This window comes from Thermoanaerobaculia bacterium, from assembly GCA_018057705.1.
In the GTDB taxonomy this organism is placed as follows: Bacteria; Acidobacteriota; Thermoanaerobaculia; order Multivoradales; family JAGPDF01; genus JAGPDF01.
In genome coordinates, this window is the sequence record JAGPDF010000005.1 from 50295 (window position 1) to 66810 (window position 16516).

Annotated in this window: 14 protein-coding genes; 10 read left to right on the plus strand and 4 right to left on the minus strand. The window is 69.4% G+C overall.

The annotated features are described in order from the left end of the window. Positions 1-568 precede the first annotated feature (568 nt). From lpdA to sucB, 4 genes are all read left to right on the plus strand, one after another. On the plus strand, positions 569-2395 hold the full coding sequence (gene lpdA / locus KBI44_02725; protein ID MBP9143370.1) for a dihydrolipoyl dehydrogenase: 1827 nt from the start codon (positions 569-571) through the stop codon (positions 2393-2395). Between the two features lie 67 nt (positions 2396-2462). Continuing rightward, positions 2463-3497: a thiamine pyrophosphate-dependent dehydrogenase E1 component subunit alpha gene (locus KBI44_02730; protein ID MBP9143371.1), complete on the plus strand. Its 1035-nt coding sequence runs from the start codon at positions 2463-2465 to the stop codon at positions 3495-3497. Further along, the gene (locus KBI44_02735; GenBank protein MBP9143372.1) at positions 3494-4480 is read left to right on the plus strand and encodes an alpha-ketoacid dehydrogenase subunit beta; all 987 of its coding nucleotides are present in this window, start codon (positions 3494-3496) and stop codon (positions 4478-4480) included. Before KBI44_02730 ends, KBI44_02735 begins: the two co-directional genes overlap by 4 nt. After that, complete coding sequence (gene sucB / locus KBI44_02740) at positions 4434-5906, plus strand: 2-oxoglutarate dehydrogenase, E2 component, dihydrolipoamide succinyltransferase (GenBank protein MBP9143373.1); 1473 nt, start codon at positions 4434-4436, stop codon at positions 5904-5906. Before KBI44_02735 ends, sucB begins: the two co-directional genes overlap by 47 nt. A gap of 39 nt (positions 5907-5945) precedes the next feature. Here the strand turns inward: sucB and KBI44_02745 are convergent, their stop codons facing one another. From KBI44_02745 to KBI44_02755, 3 genes are all read right to left on the minus strand, one after another. After that, positions 5946-7292, minus strand: coding sequence for a hypothetical protein (locus tag KBI44_02745; GenBank protein MBP9143374.1), 1347 nt, complete (start codon positions 7290-7292; stop codon positions 5946-5948). Further along, positions 7289-7855, minus strand: coding sequence for a sigma-70 family RNA polymerase sigma factor (locus KBI44_02750; GenBank protein ID MBP9143375.1), 567 nt, complete (start codon positions 7853-7855; stop codon positions 7289-7291). The genes KBI44_02745 and KBI44_02750 overlap by 4 nt, the downstream gene beginning before the upstream one ends. Before the next feature lie 139 nt (positions 7856-7994). Beyond that, positions 7995-8246, minus strand: a complete 252-nt coding sequence (locus tag KBI44_02755) for a hypothetical protein (GenBank protein MBP9143376.1) — start codon at positions 8244-8246, stop codon at positions 7995-7997. A gap of 211 nt (positions 8247-8457) precedes the next feature. Between KBI44_02755 and KBI44_02760 the strand changes: the two genes are divergently transcribed. After that, complete coding sequence (locus KBI44_02760; protein ID MBP9143377.1) at positions 8458-10032, plus strand: PAS domain-containing protein; 1575 nt, start codon at positions 8458-8460, stop codon at positions 10030-10032. 195 nt (positions 10033-10227) lie between these two features. Here the strand turns inward: KBI44_02760 and KBI44_02765 are convergent, their stop codons facing one another. Next, positions 10228-10977 carry a DUF2238 domain-containing protein gene (locus KBI44_02765; protein MBP9143378.1) on the minus strand — a complete coding sequence of 250 codons (750 nt, stop codon included), beginning with the start codon at positions 10975-10977 and terminating at the stop codon, positions 10228-10230. Positions 10978-11028: 51 nt separating this feature from the next. On the opposite strand from KBI44_02765, the gene lipB reads away from it, so the two are divergent. The 5 genes from lipB to nadC all read left to right on the plus strand — a co-directional run bounded on the left by lipB (position 11029) and on the right by nadC (position 16496). Beyond that, on the plus strand, positions 11029-11724 hold the full coding sequence (gene lipB / locus KBI44_02770) for a lipoyl(octanoyl) transferase LipB (protein MBP9143379.1): 696 nt from the start codon (positions 11029-11031) through the stop codon (positions 11722-11724). Next, positions 11721-12806 (plus strand): hypothetical protein, encoded by a 1086-nt coding sequence (locus KBI44_02775; GenBank protein ID MBP9143380.1) that lies wholly within the window; start codon positions 11721-11723, stop codon positions 12804-12806. The genes lipB and KBI44_02775 overlap by 4 nt, the downstream gene beginning before the upstream one ends. 113 nt (positions 12807-12919) lie before the next feature. Beyond that, on the plus strand, positions 12920-13966 hold the full coding sequence (nadA, locus tag KBI44_02780; protein MBP9143381.1) for a quinolinate synthase NadA: 1047 nt from the start codon (positions 12920-12922) through the stop codon (positions 13964-13966). Continuing rightward, the gene (locus tag KBI44_02785; protein ID MBP9143382.1) at positions 13963-15645 is read left to right on the plus strand and encodes an L-aspartate oxidase; all 1683 of its coding nucleotides are present in this window, start codon (positions 13963-13965) and stop codon (positions 15643-15645) included. The genes nadA and KBI44_02785 overlap by 4 nt, the downstream gene beginning before the upstream one ends. Continuing rightward, positions 15642-16496, plus strand: a complete 855-nt coding sequence (gene nadC, locus KBI44_02790; GenBank protein MBP9143383.1) for a carboxylating nicotinate-nucleotide diphosphorylase — start codon at positions 15642-15644, stop codon at positions 16494-16496. Before KBI44_02785 ends, nadC begins: the two co-directional genes overlap by 4 nt. Positions 16497-16516: the final 20 nt, after the last annotated feature.

Genomic DNA, 16516 nt, shown 5'->3' on the forward strand with positions numbered 1-16516 from the left:
GCCGCTGGGGCGGATCGTCGAGGAGCGGCCGGGGAGGTTCGCGGCGGTGCCGCTCTAGGTCCACCTCAAGATCGCCGCCGCGCTGCACCAGCGGCGCAGGCCGCCGCGCGCCGGCTTCGCGGGAGCGCCGCCGGCTTTCCCCGGTCCCACTAGGCTCGCTTCCCGGCGCCCCGCGGGCGGCCGCACAACTCGCCCCTTTCGGGGCTCAGACATGTGCGGCCGCTTTTCCGCGGGACGCCGACGCTCGCCAAGTGGGACCCTCGGGGTCCCTGCGCGGCGGCGCTCCCGCGAAGCCGACACGCGGCGACCTACTTTCGCAGGAGAGGCACGGCTACCGCTGGAGCGGCACCCGCCGCGCTGGGGAGCCGGTGCGTGGAAGCGGGGAGGTCACTTCCGGTAAAGTCCGGGGGCGGTTGGGCTCTTGCGAGGACGATAGGAGGAGCGCAACCCCCCTTTACTGAAAACAACGACGGCGGTCGAACGCCGTACGTCGAGCGCAAGCGAGTCACCGGCGCTCGCAGTCGAAAAAAACAGAATCTTCGCCCTCCGGGCGCAAACGGGAGTCGCAATGGCCACCGAAGTCGTGATGCCGCAAATGGGCGAGTCGATCGCCGAGGGGACGATCACCAAGTGGCTGGTGAAGGTCGGCGAGAAGGTGGAGCGCGATCAGCCGCTGTTCGAGATCTCGACGGACAAGGTCGACGCGGAGATTCCGTCGCCCGCCGCCGGGGTGCTGCTCGCGATCCACAACGCGGCGGGCGAGACGGTGCCCGTCAACAAAGTGGTCGGCCTGATCGGCGCCGAGGGCGAGGCGGCCGGTGCCGCTCCCGCCGCCGCCGCACCTGTCGCAGCCGCTCCCGCACCCGAGGCGCCTGCCGCCGCTGTAGCAGCGCCAGCGGCGACGCTGGCGCCGGCTCCTCCGGCGGCACTCCCGGCAGCACCTCCGGTCCCGTCAGTTCCTGCTCCGGCGCATGTCCCGGCTCCCGCGGCACCCGACGGCCAGTTCGACTACGACCTGGTGATCGTCGGCAGCGGTCCTGGCGGCTACGTCGCGGCGATCCGCGCCGGCCAGCTCGGCATGAAGGTCGCCTGCGTCGAGAAGGACCCGAAGTTCGGCGGCACCTGCACGCACCGCGGCTGCATCCCGACCAAGGCGCTGCTGCACTCGGCCGAGGTCGTCGACCAGATCCGCCACGCCGGCGACTTCGGCATCGCGGTGGGGGAGCCCGCGATCGAAATCGAGAAGGTGCACGCCTACAAGCGCGGCATCGTCGACAAGAGCGCCTCGGGCATCGAGTCGCTGTTCAAGAAGTACAAGGTCGAAGGGGTTCGGGGTCATGGGCGCCTCAACGGCCCGCACTCGGTCGAAGTCACGGCCGAAGACGGCAGCCGGCGAGCGCTCACCGCCCGCTTCGTGATGGTCGCCACCGGCTCGGTGCCGCGCGACATCCGGGTCGCGCCCGCGAACGGCACGACGATCCTCAACTCGGATCACATCCTCGAGATGGAGCGCATCCCGAAGTCGATCGTCGTGCTGGGCGCGGGAGCGGTCGGCACCGAGTTCGCCTCGGTCTTCCGGTCGTTCGGGTCGGATGTGACTCTGGTCGAAATGCTGCCCCGCATCCTGCCGATCGAAGACGAAGAGGTCTCGAAGGAGCTCGAGCGCCAGCTGAAGAAGCGCGGCATGAAGGTCATGACCGCGACCCAGCTGACGAAGGCGGAGCCTCACGATGGCGGCGTCAAGGTGACGCTCCAGCAGGGCGAAAAGGAGTCGGAGCTCGACGTCGAGGTCCTGCTGGTCGCGGTCGGCCGCGCTCCGGTGACCGAGGACATCGGCCTCGACAAGGTCGGACTCGCGACCGAGAAGGGCTATGTGACCGTGAACGGCGTCATGCAGACGTCGGTGCCGCACATCTACGCCCTGGGGGACGTCGTCCCGACCCCATGGCTGGCGCACATCGCTTCGGCGGAGGGGATTCTCGCCGTCGAGCACATGAAGGGGATGCCCGTGCATCCGCTCAACTACGACCGCACCCCCTCCTGCACCTACTGCGAGCCCGAGGTCGGGAGCGTCGGCCTGACGGAGGCCAAGGCGAAGGAGCGCGGCTACGACGTCGGCGTCGGCAAGTTCAGCTTCATGGCGAGCGGCAAGGCGCGGATCCTCGGCAAGGCGCAGGGCTTCGTGAAGATCGTCCGCGACAGGAAGTACGACGAGATCCTCGGCGTCCACATCATCGGCCCGCACGCGACCGACCTGATCGCAGAGGCCTGCGTCGCCCTGCAGGCCGAGATGACCACCGAAGAGCTGATGCACACCATCCACGCCCATCCGACCCTCGCCGAGGCGGTGATGGAAGCCGCCCACGCCACGCTGGGCCCGGCGATTCACTCGTGAGTCGCGCAACGGCCGGGGACATGATGGACGCGAAGCGTCCTTCGTGTCCCCAGGAAAGTGAGGCCGCATGAGCAGTCTCGGTCCATTGGACCCAGGTGCCACCGAGCCCAAGGACAAGCTCGCGAAGACCGCGCTGTCGCGCGAGCGTCAACTCGAGCTCTACCGCTTGCTCAAGCTCAATCGCCTGGTCGAGGATCGCCTGACGAATCTCTACCGCCAGGGCAAGGTGGTCGGCGGCCTCTACGGCAGCCGTGGCCAGGAGGCGATCTCGATCGGCACCGCCTACGCGCTCGGACCCGACGACATCGTCGCGCCGCTGATCCGCAACCTCGGCGCCATGCTGGTGCGCGGCGTCTCGCCGCGTGAGGTCTTCACGCAGTACATGGCGCGCGGCGGGAGCCCCACGGGGGGCAAGGACTGCAATCTGCATTTCGGAGACCTCTCGCGTGGACTGATCTCGCCGATCTCCATGCTCGGGGCGCTCGTCCCCGTGATGGCCGGGGTCGGTCTGGCAGCGAAGCTCCAGCACAAGAGCTACGTCGCCATGACCTACATCGGCGACGGCGGGACCTCGACCGGCGACTTCCACGAGGGGATGAACGTCGCGGCGGTGCTCGACGTGCCGCTGGTCGTCGTCGCCGAGCACAACGGCTACGCCTATTCGACCCCCACCGCGCGGCAGATGAGGATCAAGGACCTCGCCCAGCGGGCCTCGGCCTACGGCATTCCGGCGCGCACCGTGGACGGCAACGACGTCCTCGCGGTCTACGAGGCGGCGCGCACGATGATCGAGGCGGCGCGCTCCGGCGGCGGACCGCAGCTCCTCGAGGTCAAGACCTTCAGGATGAAGGGGCACGCCGAGCACGACGACGCCTCCTACGTGCCGAAGGAGCTCTTCGAGCAGTGGAAGGCGAAGGATCCGATCGATCGCTTCGAGCGCCATCTCCTCGGGAACGGGTTCGCGACCCGGGAAGAGCTCGACGCCATCACGGCCAGGATCAACGGCGAGCTCGACACCGAGGTCGACTTCGCCCTCGCCTCCCCGATGCCGCCCCCCGAGCGCGCCCTCGAGGGCGTCTACGCGGAAGGAGCGCGGTCATGAGCTCGGGAGCCGGCGAGATCACCTTCCTCGACGCCATCCGCCAGGGCCTGTGGGACGAGATGAAGGCCGACCCGACGGTCTTCCTGATCGGCGAGGACATCGGTGTCTACGGCGGCGCCTTCAAGCTGACGGCGGGGCTGCTCGACGAGTTCGGGCCGGAGCGGGTGATCGACACGCCGATCGCCGAGTCGGGCTTCGTCGGCGCGGCGATCGGCTCGGCGATGATGGGCCTCAAGCCGGTCGTCGAGTTCCAGTTCATCGACTTCATCGCCAACGCCTTCGACATGATCGTCAACTTCGCCGGCACCAACCACTATCGCTGGGGCCAGAAGGTGCCGATGGTGATGCGCGGGCCGTCAGGAGGGCGGGTCAGCGGCTCGGCCTTCCACTCGGCGAACCCGGAGGCCTACTTCAACCGCGCCCCGGGCCTGAAGATCGTCTATCCGGGAACGGTCGAGGACGCCTACGGCCTCATCCGCTCGGCGATCCGCGACGAGAATCCGGTGCTGTTCTTCGAGCACAAGTACCTCTACCGGCGCATCAAGGGTCGGATCGATCCCGAGGCCGCGCCGATTCCGCTCGGCAAGGCGCGCCTGGCGCGCTCGGGCCGCGACCTCTCGATCATCACCTACGCGGCGATGCTGCACGTTGCCCTCGAAGCGGCGGAAGTTCTGGCCGCGGAGGGCATCGAGATCGAGGTTCTGGACCTGCGAACCCTGAAGCCGCTCGACGAAGAGGCGGTCCTGGCCACGGCGCAGAAGACCGGCCGGGTCGTGGTGCTGACCGAGGAGCCGCAGACCGGCTCGTTCGCCGGCGAGGTCGCGGCGCGGGTGGCGGAGAAGGCGTTCTGGCATCTCGACGCTCCGGTGGCGCGAGTCTGTTGCCTGGATACGCCCGTCCCCTACTCGCCACCGCTCGAGGACTACTACCTTCCGAATGCCGATAAACTCATTGCCCGCGTCCGCGAACTGCTTCGCGCCTGACCGGGATCGACGGATCGCTTCAACGGAGAGAGCAATGGCAACCGAAGTCGTGATGCCGCAGATGGGCGAGTCGATCGCCGAGGGGACGATCACCCGCTGGCTGGTGAAGGTCGGCGAGAAGGTCGAGCGCGATCAGCCGCTGTTCGAGATCTCGACCGACAAGGTCGATGCCGAGATTCCGAGCCCGGCGGCCGGAGTGCTGCTCGAGATTCGCAACCAGGAGGGCGAGACCGTGCCGGTGAACCAGGTGGTGGCGATGATCGGCGAGGCTGGCTCGGCGGCCGCCAGCGCTCCGGCCGCCACGGCTGCGCCGGCGCCTGCTCCTGCCGCCGCTGCGACCGCTGCAGCGCCAGCCCCGGCCGCGGCGCCTGCTCCGGCAGCGCCCGCCGCCGCTACACCGGCCGCTGCCCCGGCCGGCTCGCTCGAAGAGCGCGTGCGCCAGCTTTCGAGTCCGCTGGTGCGCAGCATCGCCGCCAAGGAAGGCATCGATCTCTCCCAGCTCACCGGCACCGGCATCCACGGCCGGGTGACCAAGCAGGACATGCTCGACTACATCGCCCAGGGCAAGCCCGTGCGCGCTGCCGCTGCCGCCGCCCCTGCTGTGGCTCCTGCAGCGCCGCGTGCCGCGAGCGCTCCTGCGGCCGCAGCCCCGCCGGCCGCAGGCAAGGTGGACACCGGTTTCCATGTCGCGGCCTACCAGCCCGGCGACAACGTCACCATCGAGCCGATGTCGAAGATCCGCCAGATCACGGCAGCGCACATGCGCTATTCGAAAGACACTTCGGCCCACGTCACGACCGTCTTCCACATGGACTTCACCAAGGTCGACCGGATCCGGGCGCGCGCCAAGGACAAGTTCTTCAAGATGAACGGCACCAAGCTCTCCTACATGCCGTTCATCTTCAAGTCGGTCGCCGCGGCGCTGCGCGCCCACCCCAAGGTGAACGCGTCGATCGACGGCACCAACGTCGTGTTCAAGAAGGACGTCAACATTGCCATGGCCGTGGCGCTCGACTGGGGGTTGCTGGTGCCGGTCATCCGCAACGCCGATCAGCTGAACCTGCTCGGCCTGGCGAAGACGGCCAACGATCTCGCCGACCGGGCGCGGTCGAAGAAGCTGGGGCCGGACGAGCTCAAGGGCGGCACCTTCACGATCACCAACCCGGGCGTCTTCGGGAGCCTCTTCGGCACGCCGGTGATCAACCAGCCGCAGGTCGCGATCCTGGGTATCGGTGCCATCGAGAAGCGCCCGATGGTGATGACCGACGTCGACGGCTGCGACACGATCGCGATCCGCGTCATGTCGTATTTCGGCATCACCTACGACCATCGGCTGGTCGACGGCGCCGATGCCGACCACTTCATGAATTCGGTGAAGAAGATGCTCGAGTCCGACGCCTGGCCGGAGCTCGAGCCCTACCTCTGATCCATCCGGGCGGGGCCTGCCTCGCCCGGATCTCATCTTCTACAGGTTCTCGGGGTCGAAGCGCAGGTTCGGCTGGTTGCGGACCTGCGCGAAGTACTGGCTGAGCCTCGCGAGCAGACTCAACGTCACGGCATCCGCCTCCGCGAGGCGCTCGAAGATGGTGAGCGCCACGAAGGCCTCGCGGGCCACCCCGAGAGTGCGGAACACCGCGACGAGCTCGGCTGCCAGGAGCTTCAACTCCTGCCTCCGGCCCTGCTCGGCGAACAGCACCGCGAGATCCAGGGCTACCGAGGCGGCCTCGTACGGAATCCGGGCCTCGACGAACCCCTCATGCGCGTCGCGAAAGGCGCGCTCCGATTCCTCCGGCCGCCCGAGATCCTTGGCCAGCCGGGCCTCCATCCAGCGCAGCTTGAGCAGCAGCATCCGGTCGTTGAACTCTTGGTAGGCGGGGCGCAGCGCGGAAAGCTCCACCATCGCCTCCTCGGCCTTGCCCGCGCACATCAGCTGCCATACGAGGTTGTGATGCGCGGCGATCGCCAGCCGGCGGTTGCGCTCGGGGTCGACCTGCCGCCGCGCCAGGCGACAACACTCGACGGACTCTGCGGCCTCTCCACGCAGGTCTCGAATCGCCGCCTCGCACATCAGGGATCGACCTTCGAGGTGAAGGTCGCCCACCATGCGATAGATCCGGCGCGAGCGGTGAATGGAGCGCAGAGCCTCGTCCAGGCGGCGCTCGGCGCGTCGCAGCGAGGCGGTGAAATAGAGATGCTCGGCTTCCTCGAGCGGCTCGCCCGACCCCTGCTTCAGATGGCGGGCGGCGGTGGCGAGCGCCTGTTCCGCACCAGCGAGGTCGGAGGTCGCCCGCAGCGCGTTGGCCGTTCTTCCCCAGGCGCGAGCCCGCAGATCGCAGACGACGCGCTCGCCGTAGTTCTCGGTACCGAGGCGGTCGGCGATCGCGACGCCCATCCGGGAGAGCTCGACCGCGCGGTGGGGATCGTCGTAGATCGCCGCCAGTCCGGCGTCGAGCAGCAGCTCGCAGAACGACCAGCTGTCGAAGCGGCTGCTGTTGCGCAGCAGCGTCCACTGGCGTGGCGGCGGGTGGCGCAGGAAGTCGCGGAACTGTTCGGCGGCGATGGCCCGCTCCTGGTTCATCTGGCGCTCGATATCGGCCACGTTCGCCAGCACACGACTGAGCGAGAACTCGCTCGGCCGCGCGTCGCCGATGAGCCGGATCCTGGGTGCGATCGTCGCGCGGCAGAGGGTGCAGCCGGAGAGCAGGTGTTTCAGGACTTTGCGGCGTTCGGCCGGGCTGGTCTCGCCGTCGGCGAAACGGGCGAGCAGTGCGCCATCGAAGTTGCAGTCGGGCATGGGCTGGGTCTCGCTCATTCGGCACCCGGCTGCGCCGACGGCTGGGCCTTCGGCGGAATCGCCGCCGTCGGATAGCCGCCGGCGAGCATCTGCTGTGTGAGAGCCGAGAGACAACGATGGGCGATCTTGCGGATGCCGGTCGGGCTGTAGCCCAGACGGAGGGCGACCTCCGGATCGTCGCAGCCGAGACCATAGCGCAGGCGCAGCAGCGACCGGCAGCGATCCGGGAGACGCCCGATCGCGCCCGAGAGATCGCGCGCCAGATCGTCGTTCTCCTGGCGCGGCGAAGTACCCCCGGCGAGCTCCATCAGCAGCGTCTCGTCGACCGTTTCGAGAAGTCGCCGTCGGCGCTTGCGCCAGTAGAGCAGGCAGCGAAATCGCAGCGTGCCGATCAGCCAGGCGTCCGGCGAGGCGATCTGGCGCCGCTTGGTGATGAAGAGGACGAAGGCATCCTGCAACAGGTCCTCGGCATCCTGCGCCGGAATCCTGAAGTAGGTGAAGAGGCGAGCGAACTCCGGCGCCAGCCGGTCGACCAGCTGGGGGAGTTCGTCCTGGATGCAGCCCGGATCGAGTGCGCTCACAATGGCCTCGGCGATGCGAAAGCTCGCCCGAGTGTATCACCCTGCGGCGCCGAAGCCTTCTACTGGGCCTTCCCCGATTCGGCGGGCAGGAGGCGAGGCCGTTGCGTGTCAACGGATGCGCCTCCTCTCGTCGGAGTCGCTACGGGGCCGGTGGGACGACCGGAGCCTCGACTACGGTGCCGTGTTCGGCATCGGTTAGGGCCTGGAGCCAGAAGAAGGCGCTCCGGGCCCAGCCGAGAAGGCTGCCGAGGAGACCGTCTCCCGGCGGCTCGGCCAGCGTGACGGCCGAGAAGTGCTCTGCGCCGCGTTGCGCCGAAAGTGCGCCCGGCAGGGCGGACCAAAGGACGACGGCGAGGCAGATTGCGGCACCGGCACGACGGAAGCGGGACATGGACGACTCCTCTCGAAAGGGTCCGACCGTCCGGCCCCCTTGGCGGGAGGGGCCCTCTCACTTAGATAGTTGCTTTGCCCCCCTCCAAACGTGACAGCGAACGCCGTTTTTCCTGCTGTCGAGAAAGTTCTTCCGATTTGTCACGTTTCGTCCCCCTCGAGCAACTATCTAAGTAGGGGGGGCCCATTCGGTTCCCCGGGGGAGATTCGATTTGGAACCGGAGTGGGGCGGTTCGGCGCGAGTCGTGGATGGCGAGGAACGCGAGACGGTGCTGCTCGGGGTCGGCCTCGGTCCGGCGGAGGGCCGCGCCCTGCGTGCTTTCGCGGCAGAGGTCGAGGCCGCGACGCGGACGCGCTGGCTGGAGTCGGCCACCGTCGATGGCGCCCTGGCGCGACTGCGAATGCTGCGCCAGCGCGGGACGGCCTGTGCCGGCCTGGTGAGCTCCACGCTGGGCGAGCGAGAGGTCTTGCGCCTCGTACGCTCCCTGGGTCCTCCGGGCGGACTCTCGCCGGTCGTCGTCCTCGCCGGACGCGACGACGAATCGGTGGTCACAGTGGCCATGGCGGCGAGCGCCTGCGACTTCGTGCTCGTGCACGAGCTCGACGCCGACTGCCTGATCCGCTCCATCCGGCTCGCGGCCGAGATCGCGCTCCACGTGCGGGAGACGGAACTCAGGGCCCTCGACCTCGCCAACCTGGAGTTGCGCTTCGCGGTGGTCTGGGACCTGATCGAAGACGGCCTGCTGCTCGTCGACGAGCAGCGCGTCATCCGGCGATGGAACCGGGCGGCGAAAAGCCTGCTCGGGCTCTCGGACGCCGATCTCGACGGCGCTCCGTTCGGCTCGCTACGCTGGGGCAACCCGGGTGCGGGCAGCCCGGACCCCTCGAAGCTGTCGGCCCACGAGCTGGCGGCCGAGTTCGAGCGCCCCGACGGTACGAGAATCCGACTCGGTATGCGCGTCCGGGCCTTCGACTTGCGAACCGCACCGGTCGCCGCGGGCGGTCGTGGCGGCTCGTCCGGGCGGATGCGCTTCGTGCTGCTGCGCGACCGCCGAGAGACCGAGGAGCACGCGGCTCTGCTCTCCGAAGCCAGGACCTTCGCCGGCCTGGGGCGGCTCCTGGCGGGAGCAGCCCACGATGGCAACAATCTCCTGACGCCGCTGCTCGGCTACTGCGATCTGCTGCTCGCTGGGCTTCCCAAGGGTTCCGACCTGGAGCGTTACGCGCTCGAGATCGAGCGCTCGGCGCAACACACCGCCGATCTTCTGCGCCGCCTGCTGGAGCGCAGCCGCGGCCGGCCGCAGGAGCTGCGCCCGGTGCTCGCGGATCAGGCCCTCGCCGAGGTCGCGGCCCTCCTGCGCTCGCTGGTCGGCAGCGGTGTCGCCTTTTCGGAAGGCCTCGGCGCGCCGGGAGTGGCGGTTGCCCTGCGCGACGGCCAGATCGAGCAACTGGTCCTGAACCTCGCCGCGAACGCCCGCGACGCCATGCCCGGCGGCGGCAGGCTCGAGCTGCGGACCGTCTCGGAGAACGGCCGGATCTGGGCTCTCGAAGTCGAGGATTCGGGGGTCGGGATCCCGGCCGGCAATCTCGACCGGCTGTTCGATCCGCAGTTCACCACCAAGGCGGCCGGAAAGGGTACCGGCCTCGGTCTCTGGATCGTCCGCTCGATCGTGCAGGAGGCCGGCGGCCGCATCCGCATCACCAGCCAGCCCGGCAAAGGCACCACGGTCCGTGTCGAGCTCCCGGCCGTCGCGGTACCGGGTCCACCGGCGATCCTGGAACGCTAGACGGGCCTCGCCCGACCTTCTCACCGGCCTTCTGCTGCGGCGGCGCAGCTGCCCACGCCTGCTGCGTTGCGCTCGGTCGGCCTGCTCGACGTACTGAATGTACGTCTGCGCGGGCCTCGGTCGCGACGCCTTGCAGTCACGGGCATCTGCGACGCCTCGCGACGAAGCCGATGAGAAGGTCGGGCTGGGGCCCTGTCATCTCTCCCCGGTTCGCCGCCGGCGGAGCCAAGCGAGGATCTGCTGCTCACCGATCGGGCGGTCGTCGGGCGGGATGTGGAAACTCGCGCCGAGGTCGCGGCGGGCGTCGGGGTCGATTCGGAGAACGAGCAGGAGGGTGACCACCATGGCGAGCAGGGAACCCAGGCCGGCGAGCCCCATGTCCTTCTGGGCGTCCCAGACGTCGCCCTGGGCACCGAGAAAGGCGAGTCCCGCCTCCGGCGCCACTCCCGATGCCGCCAGCCACTCGATCAGCTCGTAGATGGCGGAGAAAGCGAGCGTCAGCTCGACCGGAAGGTAGAAGCTCCAGAAACCGCGCGCGCGGGTGATGCGCACGAAGACCTCGCGCACCGGATAGGCGAGCAGCAGCCCGAACGAGAAGTGGACGAGGCGGTCGTACATGTTGCGGTCGGAGCCGAACCAGCCCTGGAGAGTGGAACCGAACGGAACTTCGGCGTAGGTGTAGTGCGACCCGACGGCGTGCATCATCATGAAGATCGTGATCAGGGTGTAGGAGAGGTTCGACAGGCGGAAGTAGAAGCCCAGACCGATGATGAGCGGCACTCCGGCGAACACCAGGATGTTCTCGAGCCACCAGTCGTCGGGAAAGACGGGGTCGATCGCCGACCAGGCCCACACGGCGAGAAAAGCCGTCAGGAGCACCAGGTGATAGCGGCTGAAGCGGCGCTTCGTCGAGGCAATTCGAGGCGGATCGGTCGTCGGGCTCATGGCGACGAAAGCTAGCACTTCGCAGGCTCCCGGGCGGAATAGAATGAGCCCGTGGCGGCGCGACAGACGAGCTGGAGCTTCCTCGGGCGCGTTCCCTATGCAGCGACGGCGGCGCTGCAGGTGGAGCTGCGCGAGGCGCTGCGGCGCGGCGAAGGGCCCGAAAGGCTGCTGCTCCTCGAGCACGACCCGGTTTTCTCGCTGGGCAGGAACGCCACCGCGACCGACATCCTGTGGAGCCCGGCGGAGCTCGCCGCGCATGGCGTCGAGGTGGCCCCCTCCGACCGCGGCGGACAGGTGACGTTTCACGGCCCCGGGCAGCTCGTCGGCTATCCGATCCTCGACCTCTCTCCCGACCGGCGGGACATCCGGCGCTACGTTCGCGACCTGCAGGAGGTTCTGGTTCGTACCCTCGCCGACTTCCGGATCGCCGCCGCCGGCGGAGAAGGCGACCGGATCGGCGTCTGGGTCGGCGCGAAGAAGATCGCCTCGATCGGAGTCCACCTGTCGCGCTGGCGAACGACCCACGGCTTCGCCCTGAACGTCGCGCCCGAGCTCGCGCTGTTCGGCGGCATCGTCGCCTGTGGGATGCCCGAAGTCGAGATGACGTCGATCGCCCGCGAGAGCGGCGTCGAGACGCCTCTCGAGGAGGTCGCGGCGCGCGTCCGCGAACACTTCGGCGCCGTCTTCGAGCGCGAGCTCCGGAGCGATCCGGAGCTCACGCGACGCGCCGCCGGCGAACCGGCATGAGCGTGGCGATCGAGATCGGCCTGAACGCCGTCATCGTCGCAGTGACCGACGAGGAGCCGCGCCTGCTGACGGTGCACCGGAGCGCCGAGTCCGGCGCCGCGCGCGCCAGCCTGGAGCTCGCTCTGCCGTCGGGCCCCCTCGATCCGGAGAGGGACCGCACCCTCGAGCTCGCGCTCTCCGCCTGGGTGCGCGGCCAGACCGGCGTCGAGCTCGGTTACGTCGAACAGCTCTATACCTTCGGCAACCGCTTCCGGGATTCGCGCGAGCGTCGCGGCGGGCCGCGCGGCATCGCGATCGCCTATCTCGCCCTGGTGCGCGAGGCGCCGCTCGCCTGGGGCGCCGGCGGGAGTGGGCCCGATGGGCAGGGTGGCGAGGGTGGGATGCAGCCGGGCTGGATGAACTGCTACGACTTCCTCCCCTGGGAGGACTGGCGGGACGGTCGCCCGCACGTTCTCGAGCGCGAAATCGCGCCGGCGCTCGAGCGCTGGGTGAAGGCGGGCGCGGATCGCACCGCGATGCGGTTGCGGCGAGAGCGGGCCGACATCTGCTTCGGGCAGGGCGGCGCGCCCTGGAACGGCGAGCGGGTGCACGATCGTTTCGAGCTCCTCTATGAAGTCGGGCTGGTAGCCGAGGCGTTCCGCGACGATGCCCAGCGAGCGCCTTCCCAGGCGCCCGCCCAGGCTCCGATCGTGCCCGCGACCGGCGACCCGCTTGCGCCTCCGGTCTTCGATCCGGGCATCCGGCTCGGCCGCCCGCTGGCGCTCGACCATCGCCGGATTCTCGCCTCGGCGCTCGGCCGATTGCGCGGCAAACTGCGCTACCGGCCGGTCGTCTTCGAACTGCTGCCGGGGACGTTCACGCTCCTCCAGCTGCAGCGCACCGTCGAGGCGCTCGCCGGCCTGCGCCTGCACAAACAGAACTTCCGCCGCCTGGTGGAGCAGGGCGGCCTCGTGGAGGGCACCGGCCGCCTCGAAGCGGGCACTGGCGGCCGTCCCGCGGAGCTCTTCCGGTTCCGGCGCGACGTCCTTCGTGAGCGGCCCGCGCCCGGCGTCGGGCTCCCCGGCCTGCGCTCGGGACTCTGATGCCTGGGCCTTGACATTCAGTAATACTCAATCTTAGGATAAGGCCTCGCCGGCGCGTGCCGGTTTTTCTGGGAATCAGATATTCTCATGTTGAGCATAAGAAAGAGCCCGAAATGACCGAAGCGCAGATCCTCGCAGGCAGTCTTCACCGGCCGGCGTTGCCGTTCACTCCCGAGGTCGAGCGCGAAACGGCGCCCATTTTCGAGCGCATGCGCCGTGTCCTGCCGGCGATCGAATGGCCGGTGCACGCGCCCTATATCGCCGCGATCCTGCGACTCAAGAAGGAGCGCAACGCGGTCATCCTGGCGCACAACTATCAGACGCCGGAGATCTACCACGGCGTGGCCGATTTCGTCGGCGACTCGCTCGCCCTCGCGCAGCAGGCAGCGACGACGCCCGCGGCGGTCATCGTGCAGTGCGGCGTGCACTTCATGGCCGAGACCTCGAAGGTTCTCTCGCCCGAAAAGACCGTGCTGATCCCCGACCGGCTGGCCGGTTGCTCGCTGGCCGCTTCGATCACCGGCGCCGACGTGCGCCTGCTGCGGGAACGCTTCCCGGGACTGCCCGTGGTCACCTACGTCAATACTTCGGCCGACGTCAAAGCGGAGTCGGACATCTGCTGCACCTCGGCGAATGCCGTCGAGGTGGTCGAGTCGCTCGGCGTCCCGAAGGTGATCTTTCTGCCCGACGAGTATCTGGGAAAGTGGGTGGCGACGCAGACTCCGGTCGAGCTCGTGCTCTGGAAGGGGCATTGTGAGGTCCACGAGCGTTTCACCGGCGCCGAGATCGCAGCGATGCGCGCCTCCGACCCGGGAGTTTTCGTGCTCGCACACCCCGAGTGCCCGCCGGACGTCCTCGCCGCCGCGGACTACGTCGGCTCGACCGCCGGCATGATCCGCGAGGTCGGAGCGGCCGGAGTCCGGCGCGTCGTGATGATCACCGAGTGCTCGATGAGCGACAACGTGGCCACGGCGCATCCCGACGTCGAGTTCGTGCGGCCGTGCAACCTCTGCCCGCACATGAAGCGGATCACGCTGCCGAAGATCCTGCGCAGTCTCGAAACGCTCGAGTATCGCGTCGAGATCGCGCCGGAGATCGCGCTGCGCGCCCGTCGCGCCGTCGAGCGCATGCTCGAGGTGGCGCGAGGAGCCAAGCGATGAGTGACGCCCCCGACGGCGTGGCCATCCAGCGCCGCACCGCAGACGTCGTGGTGATCGGTACGGGCGTCGCGGGACTCGCCTGTGCGCTCGAGCTCGCCGGCAAGCGCGTGGACCTGATCACCAAGACGACCCTCTCGTCGGGTTCCAGCCTCTGGGCGCAGGGCGGCGTCGCCGTGGCGATGGGTGTCGGCGACTCGCCGGAGCTCCACGCCGCCGACACGGTGGCGGCCGGAGCCGGTCTGGTCGATCCCGTGATCGCGGAGCTGCTGGCGGAGGAAGGCGTGATCGCGATCCGTCGGCTGATCGAGCTCGGGGCCGAGTTCGATCGCTCGGCCAGAGGCGAACTCGATTTCGGCCGCGAGGCGGCGCACAGCCGGCGGCGAATCCTGCATGCCCACGGCGATTCGACCGGCGCCGAGCTGGTGCGGGCGCTCGCCGAGCGGGTGCGAACCGCCCCATGGATCCGCTTGTGGGAAGGGGCGTTCGCCACCGAGCTCGTCGTCGCTCCGGTCGGCGATCCCGCCGATGGCAGCGAGCCGGGCGTCGTCGGCGTCCTCGCTCGCCACGCCGACGGGCACCTCGTCCTGCACGAAGCGGCTCAGGTCGTGCTCGCCACCGGCGGCCTGGGACAGCTCTTCCGCTTCACGACCAATCCACCCGAGTCGACCGGCGATGGCCTGGTGCTCGCAGCGGCGGCCGGGGCGCGGCTGGTCGATCTCGAGTTCGTCCAGTTCCATCCCACGGCGCTCGCGGTGGACCTCGATCCGCTGCCGCTCCTCTCGGAGGCGTTGCGCGGCGAAGGCGCGACTCTGGTCAACGACGCCGGCTTCCGCTTCATGCCCGCCGAGCACGCCGATGCGGAGCTCGCCCCGCGCGACGTCGTGGCGCGCGGCATCTGGAAGCAACTGGCGGCGGGCCGCAAGGTCTTCCTCGATGGACGGCAGGCGATCGGCGAGCAGTTCCCGGCCAAGTTCCCGACGATCTTCGCGAACTGCCAGCGCGCCGGGGTGGATCCCCGGCTCGAGCTCATGCCGGTCGTGCCGGCGGCGCACTACTTCATGGGCGGCGTGGCGGTGGACGAGTGGGGAAGGGCGAGCTTGCCGGGCCTGTGGGCCTGCGGTGAAGTCTCGGCGACCGGCGTCCATGGCGCGAATCGTCTGGCGTCCAATTCCCTGCTCGAGGCGCTGGTTTTCGGTTCCCGGGTAGCCGAGGCGATCGGTGCGAGCGCGCGCCGCGAGCCGCCGGCGGGCGCGGCGGCAGCGGCCGTCGCCGGCCGCTCCGCCGCTGCGCAGAGCGCGGGCGATCCGGTCGCCGCCCTGGCCGATCTGCGACGGGAGATCCGCGCCCTCTCCTGGGAGCGCCTGGGCCTGATGCGCGATGCGGCGGGGCTTCAGGCGGCGCAACGGCGTTTCGCCGAGATCCTCCGCCAGCTCCCCGCGACGCCCTCGGAGGTGCGCAACCTGGCGATCGCCGGTTCGCTGGTGGCGGCCGCGGCGCTCCATCGCGAGGAGAGCCGTGGGGCGCACTTCCGGACCGACTTCCCGCAGAGCGCGGAAGCCTGGCGGTTCCGGCAGTTTCTCGATGTCGAGATCCGTGAGCACGCTGTCGCGGTCCGGTTCTCACCTGCGCTGGAGGCCCCTTCCGACGACGCGGACTACCTCGTGACGGCGATTGCATGATCCGCCCGACGCCGCCCTATCCGCTGGTCTACGAGGCGCTCCTGCGCCTCGCATTGGCGGAGGACCTCGGCCGCGCCGGGGATATCACCACCGAAGCGACGATTCCCCCCGAGGCGGTCGCCAGCGCTCAGCTGGTGGCGCGCAGCGGCGGCTCGATCGCCGGACTGCCGATGGCGCGACGGGTGTTCGCGCTGCTCGATCCGGCGGTCGAGTTCGACGCCAGGGTTGCCGACGGCGACGTGGTGACGGCCAGGACGACTCTCGCGCGGATCAGCGGACCGGCGCGGGCGATCCTCACCGGCGAGCGCACGGCGCTCAATCTTCTCGGTCACCTCTCCGGCGTCGCGACCGCGACACGGGCCTTGGTGCATGCGGTCGCCGGAACAGGCGCCGGCATCGTCTGCACGCGCAAGACCACCCCCGGGCTGCGCGCCCTGGAGAAATACGCCGTGCGCTGCGGCGGCGGCGCGAACCACCGCTTCGGACTCGATGACGCGGTGCTCATCAAGGACAACCACCTGGTCGCTGCCGGGGGCGTCGCGCCAGCCATCGAGCGCGCACGCGCCCTCGTCGGTCACCTGGTGAAGATCGAGTGCGAGGTGCAGACGGTCGCGCAGCTCGAAGATGCACTCGCCGCCCGCGCCGACGTGATCCTGCTCGACAACATGACCCCCGCGGAGCTCGCGGACGCCGTCAAACGGATCCACGGGCGGGCGATCTCCGAAGCTTCGGGCGGCGTCACACTCGACAATGTGAGGGCCGTGGCCGAGAGCGGCGTGAACCTGATCTCGGTCGGCTGGATCACGCACTCGGCGCCGACTCTCGACGTGGCCCTCGACTTCGACGCATAGGTGCCGCGGGGCGATAGACT